This is a genomic window from Streptomyces sp. W16, assembly GCF_033194735.1.
Taxonomy (GTDB): domain Bacteria; phylum Actinomycetota; class Actinomycetes; order Streptomycetales; family Streptomycetaceae; genus Streptomyces.
Genome location: NZ_JAWOAI010000315.1, coordinates 1 through 11,752, shown reverse-complemented (window position 1 = coordinate 11,752; position 11,752 = coordinate 1). Strand labels below are relative to the sequence as shown.

The 11,752-nt window shown below is 69.1% G+C and carries 9 protein-coding genes and 1 pseudogene; 7 read left to right on the top strand and 3 right to left on the bottom strand.

Annotated elements, in window-relative coordinates:
* Window positions 1–1,026, top strand: a pseudogene (locus tag R6V09_RS33190) (SARP family transcriptional regulator); the annotation flags it as partial.
* Between the two features lie 13 nt (window positions 1,027–1,039).
* On the opposite strand, the gene R6V09_RS33185 reads toward R6V09_RS33190, so the two are convergent.
* Window positions 1,040–2,998 carry a hypothetical protein gene (locus tag R6V09_RS33185; RefSeq protein ID WP_317885164.1) on the bottom strand — a complete coding sequence of 653 codons (1,959 nt, stop codon included), beginning with the start codon at window positions 2,996–2,998 and terminating at the stop codon, window positions 1,040–1,042.
* Window positions 2,999–3,191: 193 nt separating this feature from the next.
* Here R6V09_RS33185 and R6V09_RS33180 point away from each other — a divergent pair, with 193 nt between their 5' ends.
* The 5 genes from R6V09_RS33180 (at window position 3,192) to R6V09_RS33160 (ending at window position 9,792) form a co-directional block, all read left to right on the top strand.
* Window positions 3,192–4,187 carry a LacI family DNA-binding transcriptional regulator gene (locus R6V09_RS33180; protein WP_317885163.1) on the top strand — a complete coding sequence of 332 codons (996 nt, stop codon included), beginning with the start codon at window positions 3,192–3,194 and terminating at the stop codon, window positions 4,185–4,187.
* A gap of 156 nt (window positions 4,188–4,343) precedes the next feature.
* A complete protein-coding gene (locus tag R6V09_RS33175; RefSeq protein ID WP_317885162.1) occupies window positions 4,344–6,194 on the top strand; it encodes a right-handed parallel beta-helix repeat-containing protein in 1,851 nt (616 codons plus the stop codon).
* Between the two features lie 70 nt (window positions 6,195–6,264).
* The gene (locus R6V09_RS33170; RefSeq protein WP_317885161.1) at window positions 6,265–6,684 is read left to right on the top strand and encodes a CoA-binding protein; all 420 of its coding nucleotides are present in this window, start codon (window positions 6,265–6,267) and stop codon (window positions 6,682–6,684) included.
* A gap of 162 nt (window positions 6,685–6,846) precedes the next feature.
* Entirely contained in the window at window positions 6,847–8,484 is a 1,638-nt protein-coding gene (locus R6V09_RS33165; protein WP_317885160.1) for an APC family permease, read from the top strand.
* Between the two features lie 84 nt (window positions 8,485–8,568).
* Window positions 8,569–9,792, top strand: a complete 1,224-nt coding sequence (locus R6V09_RS33160) for a 4-hydroxybenzoate 3-monooxygenase (protein WP_317885159.1) — start codon at window positions 8,569–8,571, stop codon at window positions 9,790–9,792.
* A 54-nt stretch (window positions 9,793–9,846) separates the two neighbouring features.
* Here R6V09_RS33160 and R6V09_RS33155 read toward each other — a convergent pair whose 3' ends face one another.
* Together R6V09_RS33155 and R6V09_RS33150 are read right to left on the bottom strand one after the other, a co-directional pair.
* Window positions 9,847–10,404: a YbaK/EbsC family protein gene (locus R6V09_RS33155; protein WP_317885158.1), complete on the bottom strand. Its 558-nt coding sequence runs from the start codon at window positions 10,402–10,404 to the stop codon at window positions 9,847–9,849.
* A 31-nt stretch (window positions 10,405–10,435) separates the two neighbouring features.
* Window positions 10,436–11,020, bottom strand: a complete 585-nt coding sequence (locus R6V09_RS33150; RefSeq protein ID WP_317885157.1) for a helix-turn-helix domain-containing protein — start codon at window positions 11,018–11,020, stop codon at window positions 10,436–10,438.
* 116 nt (window positions 11,021–11,136) lie between these two features.
* On the opposite strand from R6V09_RS33150, the gene R6V09_RS33145 reads away from it, so the two are divergent.
* Window positions 11,137–11,752: EamA family transporter (locus R6V09_RS33145; protein ID WP_317885156.1), on the top strand; the 616-nt coding region annotated here is incomplete at its 3' end.

Below are 11,752 nucleotides of genomic sequence, written 5' to 3'. Positions count from 1 at the left end.
GAGCTGGGCGACCCGGAACTCACCGCCCGGGTGATCGGCGCCTACGACGTCCCGGCGATCTGGACCCGTGTCGACGACCCCCGGCAGGCGGCGGAGACCGTGGCCGCCGCCGAGCGCACCCTTGCCGCACTCCCGCCGGACGCCCATCTCGCGGCGCGGGCCCGCCTGTTGGCCACGATCGCCCTGGAGTCACGCGGTACCCGTTCGGCGCGCGGACCGCAGGCTGCCCGCCAGGCAGAGGACATCGCCCGCCGGTTGAACGACCCCGCGCTGCTGGCCTTCGCCCTCAACGGGATCTTCATGCAGACCTTCCACCGCGCTGGCCTGGCCCCGCAACGGGACGGGATCGGCGCCGAGTTGGTCGCCCTGTCCGCCCGGCACGGCATGGTCACCCATGAAGTGCTCGGCCATCTCGTCCGTCTCCAGGCCCGTGGCGCCCTCGCGGACTTCACCGGAGCGGACCGGCACGCGGCAGCCGCGGAGCAGCTGGCGGAGCGTCATGAACTGCCGCTGGTGGGCGTGTTCACCCAGTGGTACCGGGTGCTGCGGCTCGCCGAGACCGGGAGTGCGCGGCCGAACGAGGTGGCGGCGGCCTACCGTGACGCGGCGCGACGGCTGGACGGAGCCGGAATGCCCGGGCTGGAACACGGGCTGCTGCCGCTGGCCCTGCTGTGTCTGCGCGTGCGGCACGGGCAGCCCGCCCAGACGGACGAGCACATCGACTGGGGGCCGTACGAACCATGGGCCCGCCCGCTCGTATCGCTGGCCCACGGCCGGCCCAACGACGCCCGGGCCGTGCTGCGTTCACTCCCGGATCCGCCGCGCGACCTACTGTTCGAGGCGATGTGGTGCCTGGCCGCGCGGGCGGCGCTCGCCGTGGGCGACCGGGACACCATGGAGCGCGCGCAGACCGAACTGACGCCCGCCGCAGCCGAGTTGGCCGGAGCGGGCAGCGGCCTGCTCACCCTGGGCCCCGTCGCGGCGTACCTCGACGATCTCGCCGACGCGCTACGGGGCCCTCGGTGAGCGGGAGTTCGCGTCAGTCGGTCACCTGCACGACCGTCGTCGCCCCGGCCCGGACCGTCGGTGTCGCGTACGTGTAGGTCACTCCGTGGACCGTCTTGACGCGCACGCGCTGCGGGACGCCGTTGACCTTGATCTTCTTGTGGACGCCGGCGAAGCGGGCCTCCCAACTGTAGGAGCCCTTGCGGGAGTTGTTCGTCAGCGTGGTCTTGGTGGCGCCGTCGTGCCGCACGGTGACCGTGCCGGTGCCGATGGGGACGTCCGCCGCCTGGAGCCACTTCATGCCCGAAGGCAGTTGCGACTGGGTGGTCACCTGGTGGTCCGGCGCGTCCGGTGTGATGCCCATCAGGCCCTGGATGGTCTGGCTGACCAGGGTGAACGACACCTCGGGGTAGTCACCGTTCGGGCCCTGGCTGGAGTTGACGTGCTGGGTCTCCCGCTCGCCGTAGATCTTCTGCATCCACTGCCAGGCGGTGTCGGGGCGGTTGTTCTTGAAGAACATGTCGGGGAGGTAGGTCGTCGACTCGATGTTGGGTGATCCCTGCGGTCCCAGTTCCTGCTGCTCGATGTAGTCGAGGTAGGCGTCGTTGCGCGGGCCGGGGTCGATGATCTGCTTCATCGGCATGAAGACGCTGTTCTCCTTGCCCCAGCCGGTGACCGGGGTGCCGGAGACGGTGTAGGCGCGGACCATGTCGGCGCCGCTGCCGGTGCCGCTCCAGTCGTCGTTGAAGTACGTCTTCAGGTCGGCGGCCCGCTTGTCGTAGGTCTTCGCGAGCTTGGTGTCGCCCTTGCCTCGGGCGAGCACTGCCATCGCCAGGTAGGCCTGGTACTCGGTGGCGATGGTGTCGCCCGCCTCGGCGAGGTCGTCGCCGTCCTGTTCGTTGTAGCTGGCGGCGCCGGCGAAGATGCCCTGGCCGGTGCCCTCGGCGACCTTGACCTTGCCGTTGTCCTTGGCGGAGTTGTGCAGGTCGATGAACTGCTCGGTGGCGTGCCGGTAGAAGTTCCACAGCACCGGGTCGTCCACGTATCTGCGGTCGCCGGTCCACTGGTAGGCCTGGGCGGCCTTCTCGACGAGTTCGAAGACGGCCGGCACCTCGCGCACGAAGTTGTCCGGGCTCTTGTAGTCGATGCTCAGATAGGTCTTGGCGTCGAAGTTGAGGGACCACACCGGGAAGTACTTGCTCTCGGCGGTGGCCGACGCCGCGTAGGAGCGGAGCATGGTCTCGTTCTCGGTGTCGAGGCCGATGAGGTGGGCGCCGGCGAGCTGGTGGGTCATGTCGCGGGAGTAGTAGGCGCTGCGGTTGGCGTATCCGGCCCAGTAGGTGGGCTCGTACGTCGCGGTTCCGGTGCCGCCTGTCTGGTACTCGTCGACGTTGACCGGGCCGACCGTGCCGGGCAGTTGCACCCAGCTGTTGGCCTTCTTCTGCGCCCAGTCGAACATCTCGACCACCGCGGGGTCGGACGAGGTGACCTTGGGGTCGGCGGGCGCGGCGGGCGAGATCATCAGGTCGTCGGCGTTGACCCAGGAGCTGCCGGAGCCGAATTCGATCTGCAGCCGGTCGCCGGTCTTCAGCTTGACGTCGCTGATGGTGTAGCGGGCGTAGCCGGGGTGCTGCGGCAGGGTGATGGTCTGCACGGTCTCGCCGTTGCGCCGGATCGTGTACGTGCCGCCGGTGCCGGCGCTGCCGATCCACGCGGAGAAGTCGTAACTGCCGTCGCGGGGCGCGACGATGGTCGTCTCTCCGCTCTTGCCTGCTCCGGAGTCGAGGTAGAGGAAGCGCTCGCCGCCGTGCCGGTTGCCGGTGCCGACGCCGGCGCCCGAGGTGAAGGTCCAGCCCGTGCCACCGTTCTCGAACCCGGGGTCGGGGATGGCGAGTTGGGGAAGGGGTGCGGCGGACGCGGTGGCCGACAGAGCGGGAGCCATCGGTGCGAGCAGGGCAACAGCGGTGAGCAGCATGAGCCTTGAGGGCTTCATCGGTTCTCCCGGGTCTTCGGTCACCGCGGCATGAGGGCCGCGTGGTGGCCGGAAAGCTAGCAGGGGCCCAAGTGGCGATTCAATGGTCATGCGCAAGAAACATGGAAGACATGCAGTTTCGCTGCTATGTTGCGCGGGAGATCGGGCTGAAAGTTTTCAGCCGACTGTTGCAAGTCGGGGTGGAGGGAACCGTATGAAGGTCGGCATCACCGAGGTCGCGGAGCGGGCGCAGGTGAGCGAGGCCACGGTCAGCCGGGTCATCAACCGGCGCCAGGGCGTGTCCCGCAGGACCCGTGAGGCCGTCGAGCAGGCGATGGCGGACCTGGGGTACGAGCGGCAGACCCGGGGGCAACTCGTCGCTGTGGTCACCGAGTTGGTCTCCAATCCGTTCTTCGCCGATGTCGCCGAGCGGATCGAGTCCGTGCTCGCCCCGCACGGTCTGAAGACGGTGCTGTGCCCGTGCTTCCCGGGCGGAGTCCAGGAGTTGGACTTCGTGACCTCGCTCGCGGACCGGGGTGTGGCCGCCGTGGTCTTCCTCTCGGCCAGCAACACGATCGAGGGCGCGGATCCGCAGGCGTACGAACTCCTGAGCTCCCGCAGGATCCCGTTCGTGGGGATCAACGGCCGGTTCGAGGGCGTGAGCGAGGCGCCCGTCTTCTCCACCGACGATCTGCTGGCCGCCGAACTCGCCGTCGACCATCTGTACCGGCTCGGACACCGCCGTATCGGCATGGCCTCGGGCCCGGTCGGCAACCGTCCGGCCGACCGGCGCGTCAGCGGTTTCGTCACCTCGCTCGCCAAGCGCGGTGTCGAGGACGCGGAGAAGTGGGTGGTCCGGCAGTCGTACACCGTGGAGGGCGGCCAGTCCGCCGCGATCTCGCTCCTCGGCCGCGGCGCGACGGCGATCGTCGCCGCCAGCGACTACATGGCGCTGGGCGCGATCCGCGGCGCGCGCCGCCAGGGGTACGACGTCCCGGGCGATGTGTCGGTCGTCGGCTACGACGGCTCCATGATCATGGACTTCGTCGACCCGCCGCTCACCACGGTCCGGCAGCCGGCCGACCGGCTGGCCTCGGAGGCGGGCCGCAGCGTCCTCGCCCTGGTCGGCAACCGTGACGTCCCCGTCGGGGAACTCCTCTTCGATCCCGAACTGGTGATCCGCGCGAGCACGGCGGCGCCGAAAGCCTGAACTCCCTTGCTCGTCCGGACCATTGACCTAGAGGTCGGATCTATGGACACTCCAGTCGGAGATCCGACCGGCATGAACCGGCCGTAACTCCGTTTATTCATCGGGTGTTTGGCGACTCATGAATGCTCCGGAGGGGCTATGTCTCGGTCTAGGTTCGTGTTTTTGGGAGTGGCGCTCGCGCTGCTCGTCGGCGGCGGAGGTCCCGTCGCCGCGGCGTCGAGAGCGACGCCCGCGCCGGCGGTGGTGAGAGTCGACGCGTACGGCGCGGATCCGACGGGCCGGACGGACTCGACGCCCGCCGTGGTCGCGGCGCTGCGGCACGCGAAGAAGGTCGATCACGGCCGGCCGGTCAGGATCGTCTTCTCCAAGGGCACCTATCAGCTCTACCCCGAGCGGGCCGAGACGCGTGAGCTGTATGTCTCCAACACCGTTGGCGCCGACCAGCGTTACCGGGACAAGAAGATCGGGCTGCTGATCGAGGACATGCACGACGTCACCGTCGACGGCGGCGGTGCGAAGCTCGTCTACCACGGTCTACAGACGGCCTTCGCGTCGATCCGCTCGACCGACGTGACCTTCCAGAACTTCTCCTTCGACTACGCGGCCCCGGAGGTGATCGACGCGACCGTGGCGACCGCCGGTGTCAGCGACGGGCACGCCTACCGCGTCCTGTCGATCCCGGCCGGCAGCCCGTACCAGGTGAACGGCACGCACATCACCTGGCTCGGCGAGAAGAGTCCGACCACCGGACAGCCGTACTGGACGGGCGAGGACGGACTCCAGTACACCCAGATCCACGACCCCGAGGCTCAGAAGACCTGGCGCGGGGACAACCCGCTGTTCAACGACGTCGCCTCGGTCACCGACCTCGGCAACCGCCGGATCCGTATCGACTACACCACCGCGGCACAGCCGTCGGACTCCGGTCTCGTCTACCAGATGCGGCTCATCGAACGCACGGAGCCGGGCGCCTTCATCTGGCAGTCCAAGAACGTCACGATGCGCTCGATGAACGCCTACTACCTCCAGTCCTTCGGTGTGGTGGGCCAGTTCAGCGAGAACATCACCATCGACAAGGTGAACTTCGCGCCCGACCCGAAGTCCGGCCGGTCGACGGCCTCGTTCGCGGACTTCGTGCAGATGTCCGGCGTGAAGGGCAAGGTCTCCATCACCCGGAGCCTCTTCGACGGCCCGCACGACGACCCGATCAACATCCACGGCACGTACCTGGAGGTCGTGGGGCAGCCCGGCCCGAACACCCTCACCCTCGCCTACGAACACCCGCAGACCGCCGGGTTCCCGCAGTTCGCGCCGGGGGACGAGGTCGAGTTCACGACGCAGCGCACAATGACCCCGGTGGCGGACCCGCACGCGAAGGTCACGGCGGTCGACGGCCCGAGCGGCATGGACCACTCGAAATCGCTGACCACGATGAACGTCACCTTCGACCGGCCGGTGCCCGCCGGGGTCCAGATCGGCGGCACGGTCGTCGAGAACATCACGGCCACCCCGTCTGTCGTCATCTCCGGCAACGTGTTCCGCAACGTGCCGACCCGCGGCATCCTGGTCACCACCCGCAAGCCCGTCCTGATCAGCGGCAACCGCTTCGACGCGATGTCCATGGCCAGCATCTACGTCTCCGCCGACGCCTACCAGTGGTACGAGTCCGGCCCGGTGTCCGACCTGACGATCCGCGACAACACCTTCACCCGGCCCACCGGCCCGGTCATCTTCGTGGAGCCCACCAACCAGGTCGTCGACCCGGCGAACCCGGTGCACCACAACATCGCGGTCGAGCACAACACCTTCGACATCGGTGACGTGACGGTCGTCAACGCCAAGAGCGTCGGCGGCTTCACCTTCACCGGCAATACGGTCCACCGCCTCGCCGGACCGGACCAGCCGCCGTACACCTCCCCGCTGTTCGTCTTCCACGGCAGCTCCGGGATCAAGATCGCCGACAACCACTACGACAAGGGCCTCAACACCTCGGTGGTCTCCGACTGAGGGAATCCCCGCCCGCCGCGCACCGTTGTGCCACGCGTCAGACTCCGCACGCACACCAAGGAGGCCGAGCGTGTACGGCGACTCAGCAACGGTCCGCAAGATCCTCACCGAGTCCGGTGACACCTGGGCGGTCGTGGGCCTGTCCTCGAACCGGTCCCGCGCGGCGTACGGCGTCGCGGAGGTGCTGCGGCGCTTCGGCAAGCGCGTCGTCCCGGTCCATCCCAAGGCCGAGACGGTGCACGGCGAGCAGGGGTACGCCTCGCTCGCGGACATCCCCTTCGAGGTCGACGTCGTCGACGTGTTCGTCAACAGCGACCTCGCCGGGGCGGTCGCGGGCGAGGCGGTCGCCAAGGGCGCGAAGGCCGTCTGGTTCCAGCTCGGCGTGATCGACGAGGCCGCCTATGAGCGGACCCGGGCAGCGGGCCTGGAGATGGTGATGGACCGCTGCCCGGCGATCGAGATCCCGGCCCTCGGCCGCAGTTCCGGCTGACACGCGGTAAGAAGCCACCGTAAGAAGTCTGTGAACATGCCAAAGAACACCTCGAAGGCAAGTAAAATTTCAGGCAACGGACTTCTGTAAATATTCATTCATTCCTAGCCTGAGGCCTCTTGCCCGTTAAGCATTCGTGCTGACTTCGAGAGGCCCCTTGACATGGTGAGTGTTGACAAACTCGTCCCGGAGGCCACCAAGGATCCGAGCGGTTTGCGGCGGGACGTCGGCCTGATCGGGCTGACGTGGGCATCGGTTGGCTCGATCATCGGCTCCGGATGGCTGTACGGCGCGCACGACGCCGCCATCCAGGCCGGTCCCTCGGCGATCATCTCGTGGGTGATCGGCGCGGTCGCGATCGTACTGCTGGCCCTGGTGCACGCCGAGCTCGGCGGCATGTTCCCGGTGGCGGGCGGTACCGCCCGCTACCCGCACTACGCGTTCGGCGGACTGGCCGGCATGTCGTTCGGCTGGTTCTCCTGGCTCCAGGCCGCGACCGTGGCGCCGATCGAGGTCGAGGCCATGATCGGCTACGCCGGTCACTGGTCGTGGGCCAAGCACTTCCAGCACGCGGACAAGACCCTGACGACCACCGGTCTGCTGGTGGCGGTCGTGCTCATGGCGGTCTTCGTCGGGGTGAACTTCTTCGGTGTACGGGTGCTGGCGCACACCAACAGCGCCGCGACCTGGTGGAAGATCGCCGTTCCGCTGGGCGCGATCTTCGTCGTCGCCGTGGGCAACTTCCACCCGGCCAACTTCCACTCGGAGAGCTTCGCGCCGTTCGGCGCCAAGGGCGTGCTCACCGCGATCAGCACCAGCGGCATCATCTTCGCGCTGCTCGGCTTCGAGCAGGCCATCCAGCTGGCGGGCGAGAGCCGCAACCCGAAGCGGGACCTGCCGCGCGCCACGCTCGGCTCGGTCGCGATCGGTGCCGTCATCTACGTCCTGCTCCAGGTGGTGTTCATCGCCGCACTGCCGCACGCCGCCTTCGCGAACGGCTGGGCGCACCTCGCGTTCAAGGGCGACAGCGGCCCCTGGGCCGGCCTCGCGACCGTGGTGGGCCTCGGCTGGCTGGCCGTGGTCCTCTACCTCGACGCGATCATCTCCCCCGGCGGCACCGGCCTGATCTACACCACGGCCACTTCACGCGTCTCCTACGGCTTGGCGAAGAACGGCTACGCACCCAAGATCTTCGCGAAGACCGACAAGCGCGGTGTGCCGTGGTTCGGCCTCATCATGTCCTTCGTGACCGGCATCATCTGCTTCCTGCCGTTCCCCAGCTGGCACAAGCTGGTGGGCTTCATCACCTCGGCGAGCGTGCTGATGTACGCGGGCGCTCCGCTGGCCTACGGCGTCTTCGCCGACAAGCTGCCGCGCCTCGAACGTCCCTACCGGCTGCCGGCCGGCAAGGTCATCTCCCCGCTGTCGTTCGTGGTCGCCAACCTCATCATCTACTGGGCCGGCTGGGACACCCTGTGGCGGCTCGGCATCGCCATCGTCCTCGGCTACCTGCTGCTCGGCACCTACGCCTGGTACGCCACGGCCAGCGAGCGGCCCGACGCACCCCGGCTGGACTTCCGGGCCGCACAGTGGCTGCCGGTCTACCTGCTGGGCATGGGCGTGATCTCCTGGCAGGGCGGCTTCGGCGGTCAGGGCAACATCCCGCTGTGGTGGGACATCCTGCTCATCGCCGTCTTCTCGATCGGCATCTACTACTGGGCCAGGGCGACCTCGTCCACGGTCGAGGACATCGAGCGCAGCATCGACGAGGTCGTGGTCACGGACGCGCCCGCGCACTGATCCGCCCCTCCTCACCCGCGATCCGAACCGGCCACCGTACAGGTGGCCGGTTTTCGGTTGTCCGGACACGGTCATACTGGTCCGGTGACTTTCGCCTCCCCCCACCCCAACTCGCCCTCCCCGCAACGCTTTCCGGTCGTCGTCGTGGGCGCCGGCCCCGCCGGGCTCACCATCGGCAACATCCTGCGCGCGGCCGGAGTCGACTGTCTGGTCCTGGAGACCGAGACCAGGGAGTTCATCGAACAGCGGCCCCGGGCCGGGGTCATCGAGGAGTGGGCCGCCCGCGGCCTTGAGCAACGGGGCCTCGCCCAGAACCTGTTGGAGCGGGCGCAGCGGCACACCCAGTGCGAGTTCCGCTTCGGCGGACAGCGACACCGGTTCTCCTACACCGAGTTGACGGGGCATCACCACTACGTCTATCCGCAGCCGTTGCTGGTGACGGACCTGGTGCGGGAGTACGCGGACGTACGCGGCGGCGAGATCCGCTTCGGCGTGCGGGACGTCGAGCTGCACGACCTGGACACCGACCGCCCGGCCGTGTCGTACACCGACCCCGAAACCGGCCAACGACGGCTCGTGCAGGGCGACTTCGTCGCGGGCTGCGACGGCGCGCGCGGGGTGAGCCGGGCCGCGATACCCGAGGAGCGGGCCCGCACCGCACGGCACGACTACGGCATCGGCTGGCTCGCGCTGCTCGCCGAGGCACCGCCGTCCTCGGACTGCGTACTGTTCGGCGTCCATCCGCGCGGCTTCGCCGGGCACATGGCGCGCAGCCCCGAAGTCACCCGCTACTACCTGGAATGCCCGCCCGGCGACGACATCGCCAACTGGCCGCACGAGCGCGTCTGGTCCGAGCTGCAGCACCGGCTCGCCGCGACCGGCGCACGGCCGCTGACCGAGGGCCGGCTGATCGAGAAGCGCGTGCTCGACATGCACAACTACGTTGTCGAACCCATGGTGTTCGGCCGGCTCTTCCTCGCGGGCGACGCGGCCCACCTCACCGCGCCCATCGCCGCGAAGGGCATGAACCTCGCCCTGCACGACGCGTTCCTGCTCGGCGACGCGCTCGTCGCCCACCTCACGAGGGGCGACTCGGCGGGCCTGGGCGACTACTCCGAGGCGTGTCTGGGCCGGGTGTGGGAGTACCAGGAGTTCTCCCGGTGGCTCTCCGAGGTGTACCACGGCGCCTCGTCCGGCGACCCGTACCTCGCGGGCACCACCCTCGCCCGACTGCGCCGCGTCTTCGAATCCCCCGCCGCCGGGCTCGCGTTCGCGGAGTCGTACCTCGGCAAGGACCCTCAGCGCTGAACCGTCAGCGTGTGCAGGAGGGTGGCCCATCACGCGCTGGTCCGAACCCGGGGCTCAGGCGACGCCCAGCCCATCCAGCACCACCGCGCCCGGGATCTCGGCGAACGCCTTGCCGGGGACGAGGAGTTTGCCGCGGCGGCGTCCGCTGCCGACCAGGACGTACGGGAGGTCGACGACGGCGGAGTCCACCAACACCGGCCAGTCGGCGGGGAGTCCGACGGGTGTGATGCCGCCGTACTCCATGCCGCTCTCGCCGGTCGCCGTGTCCATGGAGGCGAACGAGGCCTTGCGGGCGCCGAGTTGGCGGCGCACGACGCCGTTCACGTCGACGCGGGTGGTGGACAGGACCACGCAGGCGGCGAGCATCGTCTCGCCGCCGCGCTTCCCGGCCACGACCACGCAGTTCGCGGACCGCTCCAGCAGTTCCCGGCCGTAGTGCTCGACGAAGGTGGCGGTGTCGGCCCACTCCGGGTCGGTGTCGACGTAGACGATCTGGTCGGCGGGGACGCTGCCGTGCCAGCCGCGCACCGCCTCGGCGACCGGGCGGGTCAGTTCGTCGAGGCAGTCGGGGGCGGGGGTGGCGTGGTCGAACTGTCCGATGGGTGCGCGCATGACCGCACGCTAACAGTCGTACGACGGCCGTTCACGGGGTCTCCCGGTGCACCGGCGGGACGGACACCGCCATCACCATCTCCATCGGCACCTCGCCCCGATTCCCGTATGTGTGCGGGGTGTTGGCCTCGAAGGTGGCGCTCGCGCCGGCCGGGACGAGGTGGTCCTCGCCGTCCACGGTGAGGGTCAGCTCGCCGGTGGTGACATGGACGAGTTCGACGGTGCCGGTGGGGTGGGGCTCGGAGAGGCTGCTCTCCCCCGGCATCAGCCGCCAGTCCCACATCTCCAGCGGTCCGGGTGCCTCGGTGCCGGCGAGGAGGCGGTTGTAGCTGCCGGCCTCGGTGTGCCAGAGCCGTACCGCGCGCTCGGCGGGGACGATGCGGACCTTCGGGCCCTGTTCGTAGTCGAGCAGGGTGGTGATGCTGACACCGAGGGCGTCACCGATCTTGACGACCGTACCGATGCTGGGATTGGTGCGGGCCTGCTCGATCTGGATGAGCATGCCCCGGCTGACGGCGGCCCGGGCGGCCAGTACATCCAGGGTGAAGCCGCGCACCGAGCGCCAGTGCTTGACGTTGCGCGCCAGGGACTGGTTCAGCAGGTCGAGGTCCGACACGTTCCGTCCATATCTTCAGTTCGGTCCGGTTCAATATTATGGATGACGCAGTTCACTTTGCTGAACTACGATGTGGTGCACCCGATCGTTCACCGAACTGTACTGCGAGGCACCCCGTGACAGCATTCTTCGCCCTGGCCACCAGCCTCCTGTGGGGGCTGGCCGACTTCGGCGGAGGTCTGCTGACCCGACGATCCCCGGCGCTGACGGTGGTCGTGGTGTCGCAGGGGATCGCGGCGGCCGTGCTCGGCGCGGTCGTGGTCGCCACCGGGGGCTGGAGCGAGGCCGGACCGCGACTGTGGTTCGCGTTCGCGGCGGGGTTGGTGGGGCCGGTCGCGCTCCTCTGCTTCTACAAGGCGCTCGCGCTGGGCCCGATGGGCGTCGTCTCGCCCCTCGCCACGCTGAGCGTGGCCGTGCCGGTCGGTGTCGGGCTCTTCCTCGGGGAGCGGCCCGGGCTGATGCAGGTGGCGGGGATCGCGGTCGCCGTCACCGGGGTCGTCCTGGCGGGCGGTCCGCAGTTGCGGGGTGCGCCCGTGCAGCGGCAGACCATCCTGCTGACACTCGTCGCCGCGCTCGGCTTCGGCACGGTGTTCGCCCTGATCGCCGAGGCGTCCACCAGCGTCACCGGTCTCTTCCTCGCGCTGTTCGTGCAGCGCCTGACGAACGTGGCCACCGGCGGGGCCGCGCTCTGCGTCGCCGTACGGCGGGGCCGGACCGCGCTCCCGGAGGGCG